15 protein-coding genes and 1 pseudogene are annotated in these 15,011 nt (G+C 60.0%); 10 read left to right on the top strand and 6 right to left on the bottom strand.

The features are described from left to right. Positions 1-244: 244 nt before the first annotated feature. Positions 245-1,588: an LPS O-antigen chain length determinant protein WzzB gene (locus RGV59_RS22345; protein ID WP_026140065.1), complete on the bottom strand. Its 1,344-nt coding sequence runs from the start codon at positions 1,586-1,588 to the stop codon at positions 245-247. A 386-nt stretch (positions 1,589-1,974) separates the two neighbouring features. Here RGV59_RS22345 and RGV59_RS22350 point away from each other — a divergent pair, with 386 nt between their 5' ends. Further along, positions 1,975-2,361 (top strand): TIGR03067 domain-containing protein, encoded by a 387-nt coding sequence (locus RGV59_RS22350; RefSeq protein WP_126586780.1) that lies wholly within the window; start codon positions 1,975-1,977, stop codon positions 2,359-2,361. Between the two features lie 135 nt (positions 2,362-2,496). Here RGV59_RS22350 and RGV59_RS22355 read toward each other — a convergent pair whose 3' ends face one another. Next, positions 2,497-3,309 (bottom strand): class I SAM-dependent methyltransferase, encoded by an 813-nt coding sequence (locus tag RGV59_RS22355; protein WP_126586782.1) that lies wholly within the window; start codon positions 3,307-3,309, stop codon positions 2,497-2,499. A 192-nt stretch (positions 3,310-3,501) separates the two neighbouring features. On the opposite strand from RGV59_RS22355, the gene RGV59_RS22360 reads away from it, so the two are divergent. The 4 genes and pseudogenes from RGV59_RS22360 (at position 3,502) to RGV59_RS22375 (ending at position 7,400) form a co-directional block, all read left to right on the top strand. Beyond that, entirely contained in the window at positions 3,502-3,999 is a 498-nt protein-coding gene (locus tag RGV59_RS22360; protein WP_221768647.1) for an FMN-dependent NADH-azoreductase, read from the top strand. A gap of 145 nt (positions 4,000-4,144) precedes the next feature. Continuing rightward, positions 4,145-4,461: pseudogene (locus tag RGV59_RS22365) on the top strand (site-specific integrase); the annotation flags it as partial. Positions 4,462-4,481: 20 nt separating this feature from the next. After that, positions 4,482-6,068: an ABC-F family ATPase gene (locus RGV59_RS22370; protein ID WP_026140064.1), complete on the top strand. Its 1,587-nt coding sequence runs from the start codon at positions 4,482-4,484 to the stop codon at positions 6,066-6,068. A gap of 156 nt (positions 6,069-6,224) precedes the next feature. Further along, positions 6,225-7,400 carry an MFS transporter gene (locus tag RGV59_RS22375; protein ID WP_057005542.1) on the top strand — a complete coding sequence of 392 codons (1,176 nt, stop codon included), beginning with the start codon at positions 6,225-6,227 and terminating at the stop codon, positions 7,398-7,400. Here RGV59_RS22375 and RGV59_RS22380 read toward each other — a convergent pair. After that, positions 7,394-8,431, bottom strand: a complete 1,038-nt coding sequence (locus tag RGV59_RS22380; RefSeq protein ID WP_026140063.1) for an alpha/beta hydrolase family protein — start codon at positions 8,429-8,431, stop codon at positions 7,394-7,396. The genes RGV59_RS22375 and RGV59_RS22380 overlap by 7 nt on opposite strands. 229 nt (positions 8,432-8,660) lie before the next feature. Then, positions 8,661-9,272, bottom strand: coding sequence for an FMN-dependent NADH-azoreductase (locus RGV59_RS22385; protein WP_017847257.1), 612 nt, complete (start codon positions 9,270-9,272; stop codon positions 8,661-8,663). A 124-nt stretch (positions 9,273-9,396) separates the two neighbouring features. On the opposite strand from RGV59_RS22385, the gene RGV59_RS22390 reads away from it, so the two are divergent. Further along, the gene (locus tag RGV59_RS22390; RefSeq protein ID WP_017847256.1) at positions 9,397-10,305 is read left to right on the top strand and encodes a LysR substrate-binding domain-containing protein; all 909 of its coding nucleotides are present in this window, start codon (positions 9,397-9,399) and stop codon (positions 10,303-10,305) included. Next, positions 10,302-10,658 carry an MmcQ/YjbR family DNA-binding protein gene (locus RGV59_RS22395; RefSeq protein WP_046383220.1) on the top strand — a complete coding sequence of 119 codons (357 nt, stop codon included), beginning with the start codon at positions 10,302-10,304 and terminating at the stop codon, positions 10,656-10,658. The genes RGV59_RS22390 and RGV59_RS22395 overlap by 4 nt, the downstream gene beginning before the upstream one ends. Here RGV59_RS22395 and RGV59_RS22400 read toward each other — a convergent pair. Both RGV59_RS22400 and RGV59_RS22405 read right to left on the bottom strand, forming a co-directional pair. Continuing rightward, a complete protein-coding gene (locus RGV59_RS22400; protein WP_017847254.1) occupies positions 10,647-11,030 on the bottom strand; it encodes a DUF1294 domain-containing protein in 384 nt (127 codons plus the stop codon). The two genes, RGV59_RS22395 and RGV59_RS22400, sit on opposite strands and share 12 nt — an antisense overlap. Then, a complete protein-coding gene (locus RGV59_RS22405) occupies positions 11,027-11,857 on the bottom strand; it encodes an undecaprenyl-diphosphate phosphatase (protein ID WP_017847253.1) in 831 nt (276 codons plus the stop codon). The genes RGV59_RS22400 and RGV59_RS22405 overlap by 4 nt, the downstream gene beginning before the upstream one ends. A 230-nt stretch (positions 11,858-12,087) precedes the next feature. On the opposite strand from RGV59_RS22405, the gene RGV59_RS22410 reads away from it, so the two are divergent. From RGV59_RS22410 to RGV59_RS22420, 3 genes are all read left to right on the top strand, one after another. Next, complete coding sequence (locus RGV59_RS22410) at positions 12,088-13,722, top strand: methyl-accepting chemotaxis protein (protein ID WP_017847252.1); 1,635 nt, start codon at positions 12,088-12,090, stop codon at positions 13,720-13,722. A 107-nt stretch (positions 13,723-13,829) separates the two neighbouring features. Then, on the top strand, positions 13,830-14,396 hold the full coding sequence (gene pnuC / locus RGV59_RS22415; RefSeq protein WP_017847251.1) for a nicotinamide riboside transporter PnuC: 567 nt from the start codon (positions 13,830-13,832) through the stop codon (positions 14,394-14,396). Then, positions 14,393-14,911, top strand: a complete 519-nt coding sequence (locus RGV59_RS22420) for an AAA family ATPase (RefSeq protein ID WP_017847250.1) — start codon at positions 14,393-14,395, stop codon at positions 14,909-14,911. The genes pnuC and RGV59_RS22420 overlap by 4 nt, the downstream gene beginning before the upstream one ends. Positions 14,912-15,011 lie beyond the last annotated feature (100 nt).

Raw genomic sequence — 15,011 nt, forward strand, 5'->3', positions numbered from 1 at the left:
GTCAGGAGAAAACAGGCTGCTCCTGCGGGCCCACGACGGCCGAGGTTGGATAGCAGCACATGAAATCACAATTCACATACAGGCGGCACGACCGGCGGATAACCCTTCGGTTCATAACCATCGCCCGATATTTAGCCACAATTTGTAACTAAAGGTTAACTAAGAATTGTGAAAAGCTGTCCACTGATTGTAATTGGAGGGGGCACGGGGGCTTGTCATGGGACAAGCCCTTTCGCATTAAACGTTACGGCAGCGGCTGATCATCCTTGCGCTCACGCCGGGAAAAGCGGCCGTCTTCCAAGCTCGAATAAGGCACGGTTTCGCGCCGGGTCAGCACAAAATGGCGGACCAGTGCGATGAACAAGCCGAGGATCAACCCCGCGACCAGGCTCAAGGCGATCACCAGGGCTTTTTTCGGTTTGATCGGCGCCAGAGGCTCCTGGGCGCGGCGGTCGACGGTGACCAGCTTGAGGTTGCTCATGTCGATGTTGAGGTTACGCAAGCGCGCAACTTCAGCACGAAGCGGTTCAACATCCTGCAGGAAGATGTCTTCATTCCCACGCTTGCGCAGCACTTCAACCTCACGGTTGACCTCCAGCAGTTGCAACTCCTTGCCGATCTCGGCGACGCGAGGGTTGGTAAAGTCGTCGCTGGTCCGCTGTTGTAGCGCAACGCGCTCGGCCTCCAGGGCCTCGGTGCCGAGGAAGAAAAGCGGGATCTTCTGGTTGTTGACCTCGGTACGCATCACCTGGCTCGAACCGCCTCGTGCGGCATCCGCCATGGACGATGGCGTGGTCGGCGTTTTGATACCCATCGACTTGGCGATGGCAATGGCTTCCGACAGCTCTGCCAGGCGGTTGGTACGCTCCATTTTCATCTGCAGGCGCAGGGCACTGAGTTCATCTTGCAACTGGGCGCGCTTGAGTCGGTCATCTTCCAACAGCTTGGCGATCTTCGATTCCTTATCGGTATCGTAGTTGGCGCGCGCAGCGTCGATCTTGCCTTTGAGTTCATTCAGGCGGTTGTTGACGATCACCTTGAGGTCCGCACCGACTTGTTCGCGCTCCGCCGCAATGGCGTAGTCGACAAAGCCGTTCAGAATCGCCACACCGTCCACATCGCTCGGGTACTGCAACTCCAGGCGGATATAACTGCTCAACGAGTCTGACTTTTTCGGGTCCGGCAGAATCAAGTTGACCGAGTTGCGGTTGAAGTCTTCAAAACTCTGCTCCAGGCTTTGCCCAGGCTTCTGGAACGCAGTGAACAATTGCTCATGGGATCTGAAAAAGCCCAGCCTCGCCTCATAAGAGTCCAACTGCGCGCCCACCTTCGACAACGCATCGGCCGGCGGCAACTTGTAGACTTCGGAACGGTTCAATGCATCCAGTTCATTGATCGCCGCCGGGCGCAAGACACTGCTGACCTCATATGTCCGCGGCGCCAGGAAGGCATAACCGACGCCGAGCACGCCCGCCAGAATCGTACACCCCACTACCAGTTTTTTTTGCTGCCAAATCGAGTGAAACAGTTCAAGCAGGTCAATTTCATCTGAAGAGCTAGAAACAGTATGCGGGGAAGTTCGATTCAAAATGAAAGCACCTTAAAAATGATACTAAACGGCCATCACCGTCAAAAACCTGAATACCCCAGTAAAGAATCAGGGACAACGCCCTGAAGCCCACAGAGCAGGCTAACCAATCGCTATCTGACCACTCAGTCAGACGAAAAATCCCACGCTATTAAAGTTTGTTTCCCTTCATTCAAGCGATCATTGCCACTGGCGTTCATCAAGTAGGAATATTCTTGTCACAAGAATAGTCAAAAGTTTGTTAAATAGCTGCTCGCACTCGAAAAAATCGCGATAAAAGCCTGATAACACGAAGCTTCCTACGGATAAACCTGTATATACCCGGCTTTTTCTGACCGTTCGGTCGCGCTATTCAGCGCTATGCGCCTCAACAAAAAGGAATTTGTATGACATCCATTCTCGACTCGGACTACCAAGCCCTGCAGGGCACATGGCAGCAGGTCTCGCTCGAAGACAGCGGCGTGCTCAACCCGCCCGACGCCCACAGCGCCCCCGGTGCAATCACCACCCTTACCGACGACCGCTTTGAAGTGCTCACCGTTGATGGCAAACGACTACTGGCCGGCCGATTCTTCCTGGACAGCACCACCCATCCCAAAAGCATCACCTGGATCGATGCCATGGGGGATGACGCGGGCAAGCTGCTGCCGGCCAGCTACCGCCTGGAAGGAGACGAGTTCGTATTCATCGCGGCGGATGAAGGCATGCCGCGACCGTGTGTATTCAGCACCGGCCCCGGGCAGACAATGCGTACATTCGTGCGTCGATCCTGAGCCCCGCGCCCATCTGAACTTGCGACGGGATTTTCACAAAGCATTCACCTTCCGGTCTATAGGGTGAAGCCTACCTACTCCAGTGAATCCCTTAGCCCGCCTCCCCCGGCGGGCTTTTTTTACGCGCAAAACAGCTCAGGGCAGGCGCTTGGTCGCCGTCAGGGTAAAACACAGCGGCAACTGGGCCGCCTGATCCTCGTACTGGTCGTAGAGTTCTTCGCGATTTGAATGCGGGTATTCTTGCAGATGAGCGATCTGCAACCGCGCCGCAATCGCTGCGCTGACCACACTGCCCAGCGTGTGTACAAACCAGTAGGACGTCGGCCCCGCGACCGCGCTCTGCCCTTCATAGACGATCGACTCTTGCAGCACAAAAGGCTCACGCTGGAAGTACGAACTGGCAGGCAGCAGCGGATTGGCTGCCAGCGGGTCGAACACTTCCAGGAACGGGTGGGTTTCGTACATCACCAGGGTGCCGCCGGGCTTCAGCGTTGTGGCGACCTGGCGCATGAACCGCGCCACATCCGGCATCCAGCCCAATACGCCGATGGTCACCAGGGCGATATCGAAGCGTGCGTGCAAGCGCTCGGGCAAATGGTGGATATCGGTTTCGATGAATTCCGGGCTGTAGGGTGAGAGCACCGCCAGTTCCCGAGCCTGATCGAGAAAGGCACGGGACTGGTCCACGCCGACGACCGTGCGTGCGCCCAGGCCGAATAACGACAAGCTTTCGCGGCCGTTGTTGCAACACAGTTGCACCACGTCTTTGCCGGCAACACCGACATCTTGCAACAAGGCGGTGAGAGTCGGGTCCAGGCACGAAAAATCCAGTTCGGCGACCGAGGCCAGCAGCGCCCTCCAGGTGTCCGTGTCTTTGTGCAGCCGGGCGGATTCGTCCCAGGCGTCCTTGTTGCTGGCAATCGCCTGCTGGGCTGAGGGCATGTCCATTGCGTCTCCAGAAAGTCGGTTACAGTGAGCTACGGAAAATAAGCCAATTGCCCGTCAGATGAAACCCTCGCCTGCGGCCGAACTTATCTCCCGGCCCAGGTCACCAAACCGCCGACCTCGGTCATCGTCGTACCCTCACAGGCACAGACGACGGGTCAGGTCATTCAGCAACCATCGGCCTGCGTTGCCTAAATACGGGATCTAACGGACACCCCGCTGACCTTCGTGACAGCTCCCTGGTTACAGGCTTACTTCACCCCCGCCCCCCAACATTCGCCTGAAATGAAAGCGGTGTTGCAACTATCCGATGAACTTGCGGCCGAGTTGCTGGAAACCGATCACTTGGTTATTTCAACACCCGTCTACAACTATAACGTCCCTGCGGCACTCAAGGCCTGGGTCGATCATGTGGTGCGTAAAGGCCTGACCCTGGGCGTTGATGGCAAAGGACTGGTGACTGGTAAAAAAGCAACAGTGCTGCTCGCCTCGGGAGGTGTATATACCGACGACTCGCCGATTAAAGACCGTGACATTGCGACCCACTATTTGAAACTGATCCTGAACGTCCTGGGTATCACTGACGTAACCTTTATCGCGGCCGGCGGCGCTAAAACCGTAGATCTCGGAGAACTCAGCATGCAGGACTTTCTAGAGACATTTGATCATCAAATTCAAAAGTCGCTGGTTTAGACGGCTGTTTTCCTTAGCCATACGACTCTGCTCGATCGACTACGTGTGGTTAAACGGGGATTCACTTATGCGGCAGCAACTGAGCGGTACGCGTTTCGCTCTGCCCAAAAAGTTGCGACTCCGACTGGACCTTTTATCCGACTTGAAAATGCCGTTGATTTTCTCGCCACCGACGCACTCGGAGTGCGTGAAGCAGACGACCGACCTGCACTACAGGGGACTCCAACACCGAAAGTGTTGAACATCCGTCGTCGACCGCCATACAACTGTCGTCACACCTATGCGACAATATGCAGTATGTCTGGCATGAACCCCGCCTTCATTTCCCAGCAGCTCGGCCATCGTGCGCAGATGCTGCTCTCGACTTATGCGCGTTGGATCAACCCAAGCTCGGACTGGAGCGAATCGGAAGAGCTCCAGATTGGTCCCAAATTGGTCCCAGCTCAAATAAGCGCACCCTAAGCTATTGATAGGTAAAGTAATTGATCTCCACAGCTAACATCACCATGCAGTTCGGCGCCAAGCCGCTCTTCGAGAATGTCTCGGTCAAATTCGGCGCCGGTAACCGTTATGGTTTGATCGGTGCCAACGGTTGCGGCAAGTCGACCTTCATGAAAATCCTCGGTGGCGACCTGGACCCGTCCGGCGGCCAGGTCATGCTGGAACCGAATGTGCGCCTGGGTAAACTGCGCCAGGACCAGTTCGCCTACGAAGAATTCACCGTGCTCGACACCGTGATCATGGGTCACGAAGAACTGTGGAAGGTCAAGGCCGAGCGCGATCGTATCTACTCGCTACCGGAAATGAGCGAAGACGACGGCATGGCCGTGGCCGAGCTGGAAACCGAGTTCGCCGAGATGGACGGCTACACCGCCGAATCCCGCGCCGGTGAACTGCTGCTGGGCCTGGGTATTCCCCTGGAACAGCACTTCGGCCCGATGAGCGAAGTGTCCCCCGGCTGGAAACTACGCGTATTGCTGGCCCAGGCGCTGTTCTCCGACCCTGAAGTGCTGTTGCTCGACGAACCGACCAACCACTTGGACATCAACACCATCCGCTGGCTGGAAAACATCCTGACCCAGCGCTCCAGCCTGATGATCATCATCTCTCACGACCGTCACTTCCTGAACAGCGTATGTACCCACATGGCTGACCTGGACTACGGCGAGTTGCGCCTGTTCCCGGGCAACTACGACGAGTACATGACCGTGGCGACCCAGTCCCGCGAGCAACTGCTGTCGGACAACGCCAAGAAAAAAGCGCAGATCTCCGAACTGCAATCCTTCGTCAGCCGCTTCTCGGCCAACGCCTCGAAAGCCAAGCAGGCCACTTCCCGTGCCAAGGCGATCGACAAGATCCAGCTGGCCGAGGTCAAGCCTTCGAGCCGTGTGAGCCCGTTCATCCGTTTCGAACAAACCAAAAAGCTGCACCGCCAGGCGGTCATCGTCGATCGCATGGCCAAAGGCTTCGACGGCAAGCCGCTGTTCAAGGACTTCAGCTTTCAGGTTGAAGCCGGCGAGCGCGTGGCGATCATCGGCCCGAACGGTATCGGCAAGACCACCCTGCTGCGCACCCTGGTCAACGAACTGACGCCGGATGCCGGCAGCATCAAGTGGACCGACGCCGCCGAACTGGGCTACTACGCCCAGGACCACGCCCACGACTTCGAAGACGACATGAGCCTGTTCGACTGGATGGGCCAGTGGACACAGGGCGAGCAAGTGATCCGCGGCACCCTGGGGCGCATGCTGTTTTCCAACGACGAGATCCTCAAGTCGGTCAAGGTCATCTCCGGTGGCGAACAAGGCCGCATGCTGTTCGGCAAGCTGATCCTGCAAAAGCCGAACGTGCTGATCATGGACGAACCGACCAACCACTTGGACATGGAATCCATCGAAGCGCTGAACCTGGCACTGGAAAACTACCCAGGCACGCTGATCTTCGTCAGCCACGACCGTGAGTTCGTATCGTCCCTGGCCACCCGCATCATCGAGTTGAGCGCCAACGGCGTGATCGACTTCAGCGGCACTTATGACGACTACCTGCGCAGCCAAGGCGTGGTCTTCTAAGCACCGCGAGCAGCTGTTAGCGACAAGAAAAAGCCCCGTCCACTGCGACGGGGCTTTTTTGTATCTGTCGGCCAGCCGGGTTGATAGTTAGGGTGCTTTCTTTTCCCCCGAGCCCTTGCGATGATGCCCTCACCGCCCGCCCGCGAACGAGTGCTCATGTCTGCCGCCGCCCCGAGTTCACTGTCGATCACCCTGCAGATCGTCTCCATCGTCTTCTACACCTTTATTGCCTTTATCTGCATCGGCCTGCCGATCGCGGTGATCCCAGGCTACGTACACGAGCAATTGGGTTTCAGTGCGGTGGTGGCCGGGCTGACCATCGGTTCGCAATACCTTGCCACCCTGCTCAGCCGCCCCATGGCCGGGCGCATGTCCGATAACGTGGGCACCAAACGCGCAATCGTGCTCGGCCTGGGCGGCATCCTGGCCAGCGGCGGGCTGACGCTGCTGGCAACACTGCTGCAAAGCCTGCCGCTGTTGAGCCTGGGCATCCTGATCGTCGCTCGTTTGTTGCTCGGCGTGGCCCAGGGCCTGATTGGCGTGGGCACCATCAGTTGGTGCATGGGCCAGGTCGGCGCCGAGCATACGGGGCGCTCGATTTCCTGGAACGGCATTGCGTCCTACGGAGCCATCGCGATTGGCGCGCCGCTGGGCGTGGTAATGGTCGCCGAATACGGCTACAACAGCCTTGGCATCGCCCTGTCGGTGCTGGCGGCGCTGGGCTTGGTGCTGATCCGCAATAAACCGTCCGTGCCGGTGGTCCGCGGCGAGCGCCTGCCGTTCTGGGCGGTGTTCGGGCGTATCGCCCCGTTTGGCGCCAGCCTGTGCCTGGCGTCCATCGGCTACGGTACCCTGACCACCTTTATCACCCTGTATTACCTCAATCGCGGCTGGGCTGGCGCGGCCTATTGCTTGACGGTATTTGGCGTGTGTTTCATCGTTTCGCGCCTGGTGTTTATCTCGGCCATCAGCCGCTTTGGCGGCTTCCGCGCGGCGATTGGGTGCATGATCATCGAGACCCTGGGCCTGACGCTGTTGTGGCTCGCGCCGTCTACCGGCGTGGCATTGATCGGTGCAGGGCTGACCGGCTTCGGTTTGTCGCTGGTGTACCCGGCGCTGGGCGTGGAAGCGATCAAGCAGGTGCCCAACAGCAGCCGTGGCGCGGGGCTGAGTGCCTACGCCGTGTTTTTCGACCTGGCCCTGGCGATTGCCGGGCCCTTGATGGGGGCGGTGGCGTTGAACCTCGGCTACGGCTGGATCTTCTTCTGCGCCGCACTGCTGTCGCTCAGCGCCTTGGGCGTGACTTTGTTGCTCAAACGTCGCGCTTACTGATCCGCCGTCTGCAGGCCGGCACGGGTGGATCGCCCGAGGGTGTGAGCGAAAAAGCGCCCGGCTTCGGAGGTCAGATCGCGGTGAATGCCTTCGCGGTCGACGCCATCGGCATCGGTGCAGATCGCCGGCATCAGCGCCAGTTGATCGCTGTCGCAGGGCGCCATGAACACGAAATGCCCGGCCCCGGCCAGCAATTTGAAGTCCGGCGGTTCGGGCAGCTTGCGCGCCAGGGCGGCGGCGTTCTTGTCCACCGCCACCAGCTTGTCGCCATCACCGCTATAGAGCAGCACCGGCACGTGGACGTCGGCCAGGGTGTGGCGCCCGAACATCAAGCTCAGCGGCGCCATCAACATCAACGCGTGAATGCGTGGGTCGGCTTGTGGCTGCAAGTCATCACGGTCCACCACCAGCTCGCCTTTGGTGGTGCAGGCGTCGCGGTCTTCCGGACGCTCCTGGCAATAGCGGCGCAAGCGGTCGAAATCGGGCTTGGCGCCCGCCAGGATCAACGCGGTTTCGCCACCGGCCGAGTAGCCGATGACACCCACTTGGTCGACGTTGACGAACGGTGACAGCATCGGGTCGCCCAGGGTTGCGGTGATCGCTTCGGAGATCTGGATCGGCCGCCCATACAGGTTGCTCAACGTGCCCAGGCGGCTGTGATCCTTGTAGTTGTCGCCAGGGTGCAGCACCGCCACGACTACAAAGCCCTTGCGCGCCAGAGAGGTCGCCAGGTCATGCAGGGCCAGCGGCGTTCCTGTGTTGCCGTGGGACAGCATCAGCATCGGGAAACGGCCGATAGCGATCTTCGAATCTTCCGTGGCGGCCACGTGATACCCACCCACCCGGGTGGTGTGCTCAACGTCGGTGGACGGATAGAACGCGATGGCATTCATCGGCTGCAGATCCAGCGGGTCGAGAAAACTCATGCGGTGGAAGCCCACACTCCAATGCGGGTGCGGCGCAGGCGCGGCGTGCACTGAAACCAGGCCACCAAGCAGGGAAAGAACCAAAACAGCACAAAGACGCATCATGAGGATGTCCACCTTTGCTGCGCGATAACCGGCATGTCTATTCAAGATGTCCATGGTTCAAGGTACTCGCACCGAGTGATAAACCCATGCGTGCATAACCTGGGCCAAAGTAAAGACAGCGGGCCAACGAAAAAACTCCGTACTCCGGTCGCGTTCAGGCGAGCAGAATACAGAGTTTAGGCGCCCGGCTTCAGATTGAAACCGAGCAACAGCGAAATTTACACAAGCCTTACGCGGCGGCGAACAATTGTTCGTTGATGACAACGTTGGCGTCGCTCAGGGACTTGCTGCGGAACTCATCGCCATACGCCAGGCCCTGGGCGCGGACGAATTCGATGTCGGTGATGCCGAGGAAGCCCAGCATGACTTTCAAGTATTCCTCGTGGGCCACGCCGGTTGCCTGGCCAACATGCAGGCCGCCGGACGTGGAGACGATGATGACTTTCTTGTTGCCGCACAGGCCTTCCGGGCCGGCTTCGGTGTAGCGGAAGGTCTGGCCGGCCACTGCAATGCGGTCGATCCAGGCCTTGAGCTGGGACGGGATGGTGAAGTTGTACATCGGCGCGCCCAGCACCACGGCATCGGCGGCGAGGAATTCAGCCAGGGTCGACGCGCTGAGGTCGGCTTCGTGCTGCTGCGCGGCATCGCGCAGTTCGGCCGGCGTGCCCAGCGCAGCCAGGGTGGCGCCGGAGAAGTGGTTGATAGCTTCGCTGGCCAGGTCACGGTAAGTCACTTCCACACCCGGCTCGGCCGCTTGCCAGGCCTTGACCACGCCGGCACTGAGCTGGCGCGAAGCCGAGTTGTCGCCGAGGATGCTGGAATCGATGTGCAACAGTTTCATGGGTAAGCTCCAAATAAGATCAGCGGTGCGAATCAGATGGTGTTAAGCCTACGCATGAAACCAATAGCCGATAAGGTAGTTGAAATGCGATAGTTCGTCCTACTGACAGGACAATAGGCTGAGCATGCAAGACCTCAATGACCTCTACTATTTCGCCAAAGTCGTGGAAGCCGGCGGCTTCGCGGCGGCCGGGCGCCTGCTGGGGATTCCCAAGTCACGCCTGTCGCGGCGGATCGCCGAGCTGGAAGAACGCCTTGGCGCGCGCCTGCTGCAGCGCACCACCCGGCAACTGACCCTGACCGCCGTCGGCGAGCGTTACCTGCGCCATTGCCAGGCGATGCTGCTGGAAGCGGAAATGGCCGATGAAGCCGTGGCCAGCATGTCCAGCGAACCCCGCGGGCGGCTGCGGGTCAGTTGCCCGGTGGGCATGGCCCAGCACATCCTGCCGGAGCTGGTCGCCGGGTTTCTCGCCGCCCACCCCCAGGTGCAGCTGGAAATGACCCTGGTCAACCGCCGCGTCGACCTGGTGGCCGAAGGCATTGACGTGGCGTTGCGGGTGCGCGAGCTCGGCGATGAAGACCCGCTGCTGGTCACCAAGCGCCTGCGCCAGGCCCAAACGCTGCTGGTCGCCAGCCCGGACTTCATGCGCGGCCGACAGGTCGACAACCTCGACGACCTCAAACAATTGCCGGTGCTCGGCGCCCTGGAAGCCGACCGCATGGTCCACCTGCGCCTGCTCGACCCCCAAGGCAACGCCGAAGACCTGGTGATGGAAGCCCGCCTGGGCATCGATGATTTCATCGTGCGCAAAGCCAGCGCACTCAAGGGCCTGGGCTTCACCGTGCTGCCGATGATGTATTGCGAAGAAGAACTGGCCAGCGGCCAACTGGTGCAACTGCTGCCGCAATGGTCGCTGCCGGGCGGCTGGTTGCAGGCCGTGTACCCGCATCGCCGTGGCGTGCTGCCGGCGATTCGTGCGTGGATCGATTACCTGGAAGAAGGTTTTAAAAGCTGTGGAGACCGCCTGTTATGAGCATGACCGAAGAACAAGTCGCGCACTTCTGCCTGAGCCTGCCCGGCGCGCGGGAAGACTATAAATGGGGTGGCGTGCGAGTGTTTTCGATTGCCGGCAACAAGATGTTCGCCTTGCAGAACCTGCGGGGTGACTCGTTGGCGTTCAAGGTCGACAAGGAACTGTTCCTCGGCCATGTGGACCGCCCGGGCATCCACCCGGCGCCGTACCTGGCGCGCGCGCAGTGGATCATCATGAACACGCCCTACCCGCTGGGCACCGAGGAGTTGCGTGGCCTGTTGCAGCGCTCTCACCAGTTGGTGGTGAGCAAGTTGCCCAAGCGCACGCAGGTCGGGTTGTTGCTAGAGGACTGACCCCAGCGTGCCGCTGAGGAACAACTGGTCAAGCCAGAACACCTGATGCAACAGCACGATTGCCCAGAACAGCACCTGATACGAGACCTTGCGCGTCTTGTGCCGGAACACCTGCTGGGCAATCAGCGCACCCGGCCATCCGCCCGCCAACTCGACGGCGTGCAGGATGTTTTCGGGAATGCGCCGAGCGTCGGTGCGCGCCTTGTGCTTGTCGCTCCAGTACAGCAAAAACGCAATCACGCTGACCACGCCATAGGCCGCCAGCGGCAGCACGGTCTCGCCGCGATGCCACACCAATACCGAGCCCAATAACGGCGCCGCGCACAACAGCGCAAAGATCAGCGCCTTCAGGCGTGGGTGCTGAATCATCATGCCTTGGCCGCAGACCAATCGATCCAGCCGAACTGCCAGGTCGCCAGGATCAGCAAGCCGAATGCAATCCGATACCAGGCAAATGCCGCATAGCTATGGCTGGCGATGAACTTGAGCAGGCCCTTGACCGCAATCATCGCGAAGATGAACGAGGTGACAAACCCGATGGCGAACACCGGCAGGTCAGCCGGCTGGAACAGGTCGCGGTACTTGTAGCCCGAATACACCGCCGCACCGACCATGGTCGGCATGGCCAGGAAGAACGAAAACTCGGTGGCAGCCTTGCGCGACAGGCCGAACAGCAGGCCGCCGATAATGGTCGAGCCCGAGCGCGAGGTGCCCGGGATCATCGCCAGGCACTGGGCAAAACCGACCTTGAGCGCGTCCTTCCAGCTGATCTCATCGACGCTCTCGGCATGCACTTCATGCTCGCGCCGCTCGGCCCACAACATCACGATGCCGCCCACCACCAACGCCGTGGCGACGGTGATCGGGTTGAACAGGTAATGGTGAATCAGGTCAGCGAAAATCACCCCCAGCACCACGGCCGGCAGGAATGCGATCAGCAGGTTGACGGTAAAGCGCTGCGCATTGCGCTGGGTCGGCAAACCGGTCACCACGTCGAGGATCTTGCGGCGAAACTCCCAGACCACCGCCAGAATCGCGCCGAGCTGAATGATGATGTTGAACGCCATGGCGCGTTCGCCACCAAAGTTAAGCAAATCGGCGACGATAATCTGGTGGCCGGTACTGGAGATCGGCAAAAACTCCGTCAGCCCTTCTACCACGCCGAGTATCAACGCCTGTGCGGCGGTCCACAAATCCATACGTCCCCCAAAGGTCTTGTTCTAAGACAAGCCTCGTTAGTCTTTTTAATGGTTCACTGACGACGAGCGCACAAAAAGGCCCGGTGCTGATAATCAACGCCGGTCTGCAAAAATTCCGTGAAAAATCAGGCAGTACTCAGGTTTTTCGATTTCAGGCCGAAAGCCTATCAGACAAGGCTTAAAAGTCGATGCAGCGCCGACAATTATAAAAAGTACGGAGTGACAGGACGATGAACAGTTTACGCAATATGTCGATCAGCCGCCGTCTCTGGTTGATCCTGGTAGTTGCCGTGTTGATGCTGTTGGCCCTGGGTTTGCTGATGCTCAAACAGATCCATGACGACCTCTATGAAGCCAAAAGCCTGCAGACCCGACACGTCGTACAGACCGCCAGTGGAATCCTGACGTTTTATCACAGCCTCGAAACCAGCGGCGTCATGCCCCGTGAAGCGGCACAAAAACAAGCCCTGAGCGCGGTGCGCGGCCTGCGCTATAACAAAGACGAATATTTCTGGATCAACGACCTGACGCCGGTGATGATCATGCACCCGGCCAACCCCAAGCTCGATGGCCAGAACCTCTCGTCGATTCGCGACCCGGACGGCTTTGCGATATTCAACGAGTTCGTGAGCCTGGCCAAGGCCAAGGGTGCCGGTATCGTCAATTACCGTTGGCCGAAGCCGGGTGCCGATACGCCGATAGAAAAAACCTCGTATATCCAGTTGTTCGAACCGTGGGGCTGGATCATCGGCTCCGGCGTGTATGTGGATGACGTGCAAGCCGAATTCAACGCGCAAGTGTGGAAAGCCTCGGGTGTCGGCCTGGGCATCGCCGTGGTCATGGCCCTGCTGGTCTCGTTGATTGTGCGCAGCATCGTGCGCCCGCTGCAGGCCGCCGTGAATGCCATGGCCAGTATCGCCAGCGGCGAGAGCGACCTGACGCGCAGCCTCGACACCCATGGCCGCGACGAAGTCACTCAACTGTCCCAGCACTTCAACAGCTTCACCGCCAAGCTGCGCCACGTCGTCGGCCAGTTGCAGATGTGCGCCAATGCGCTGGGCCAGTCGTCCACGGAGCTGGGCAACAACGCCAGCCAGGCCCACGACCGCAGCCAGCAACAGTCGCAACAGATGGAACTGGTGGCCACCGCGGTCAATGAAGTCACCTACGGCGTGCAGGACGTGGCCAAGAACGCCGAGCATGCCGCCAGCGAAATGCGCGATGCCCAAGCCCAGGCCGAGCAAGGCCAAGTGAACATCGACAGCAGCTTGCAGCAGATCGACCAACTGTCCACCACCATCAGCCAGGCCGTGGAAGTGATTCGCACCCTGTCGAGCGAAAGCACGCAGATCGGTGGCGTGCTCGAAGTGATCCGCTCCATCGCTGACCAGACCAACCTGCTCGCCCTCAACGCCGCCATCGAAGCCGCGCGTGCCGGCGAGCAAGGCCGCGGGTTTGCGGTGGTGGCGGACGAAGTGCGGCTGCTGGCCCAACGCACGCAGAAATCCACTGCTGAAATCCAGGTCATGATCGAGCGTCTGCAAGGTCACTCGGAAGCGGCGGTCAAGGTCATCAGCGACAGCCACAGCGCGTCGCAACTGACCATCGAACAGGCCGGCCAGGCCGGGGCCAGCCTCACCGCCATCGGCCAGGCCCTGCGCAACCTCAATGGCCTGAATGCCTCGATCGCCAGCGCCACCCTGCAACAGGCCCACGTGGTCGAGGACATCAACCAGAACGTGACCCAAGCCGCCGGGTTGTCCCACAACACGGCAGTGGCGGCCGAACAGTCCAGCGTGGCCAGCGCACACTTGCGCGGGTTGAGCGAGCAGCTCGACGGCCTGCTGCGTCAATTCAAAGTCTGACGCCACTCAAACTGTGGGAGGGGGCAAGCTCCCTCCCACATTTGCCTTCCTGTGTTTTGAAGATTGGTTACAATCCCCGCCCTTTCCCTCTCTCCCAAGGAACCACCATGTCCGGGCTTGAACTGTTCGCCGCCGCGCTGGGGGTGATCGCTGTCTGGCTGACGGTCAAACAAAACCCCTGGTGCTGGCCCATCGGCCTGGTGATGGTGCTGCTCTACACTTGGGTGTTCTACGACGTGAAACTCTATTCCGACATGCTGTTGCAGGTGGTCTACGCCGCCCTGCAAGTCTACGGCTGGTGGCAGTGGACCCGACGCGCCGGGGACATCAAGCCAGGTCGCCAGGTCACCAGCCTGGGCTGGTCCGCGATCCTTACCAGCCTGGCTATCGGCGCGGTCGGCAGCCTGTTGCTCGGCGCCGCCATGGCCCACTGGACCGACGCCGCCCAACCCTGGCTCGACGCCGCCCTCACCGGCTTCAGCCTGGTGGCGCAGATGTGGATGGCGCAAAAGCGCGTGCAGTGCTGGCCATTGTGGATTGTCGTGGATGTGATTTTCGTCGGGCTGTTCCTCTATAAAGGCCTCTACCTCACCGCCGCGCTCTATGCGCTGTTCACCGCGATCGCCGTGCAAGGCTGGCGCGAATGGCGTGCCGACGCGGCGTTGCGCGCATGAAGGTGGTGGTCCTGGCCGGCCCCGAATCCAGCGGTAAAAGCTGGTTGGCCGCGCAGTTGCAAACGCAGTTCGGCGGGCTGATGGTGGGCGAGTACGTGCGGCACTTCATCGACCACCATCAGCGCGACACCACGCTGGCCGACATCCCGGCCATCGCCCGTGGACAACTGGCCTGGGAAGATGCCGCCCGCGCCGAGCGCCCTGCGCTGTTGATCCTCGACACGCACCTGCTGACCAACAGACTCTGGAGCCAGACCCTGTTCGGCGACTATCCGACATGGCTTGACGACGAACTGCTGGCCCGCCACTACGACCTGCACCTGCTGCTGTCCCCCGACGACGTGGAATGGACCGCCGACGGCCAGCGTTGCCAGCCGGAACTGGCCGACCGCCAGGCGTTTTTCCAGCACAGCCTGGATTGGATGCAGCAGCATCGACAGGCCCTGGTGGTGATCAGGGGAAATTGGGAAGAACGCCGCGCCAAAGCCTTCGCAGCCGTCAACCAACTCCTGTAGGAGCGAGCTTGCTCGCGAAAAACGCAAGAACACCGCGTTAATCCAGAATGCCCGCGTTATCGTTGACGCTCTTCGCGAGCAAGCTCGCTCCTACAGTGAG

Origin of the sequence: Pseudomonas sp. FG1 (assembly GCF_034313875.1) — a bacterium.
Taxonomy (GTDB): domain Bacteria; phylum Pseudomonadota; class Gammaproteobacteria; order Pseudomonadales; family Pseudomonadaceae; genus Aquipseudomonas; species Aquipseudomonas veronii.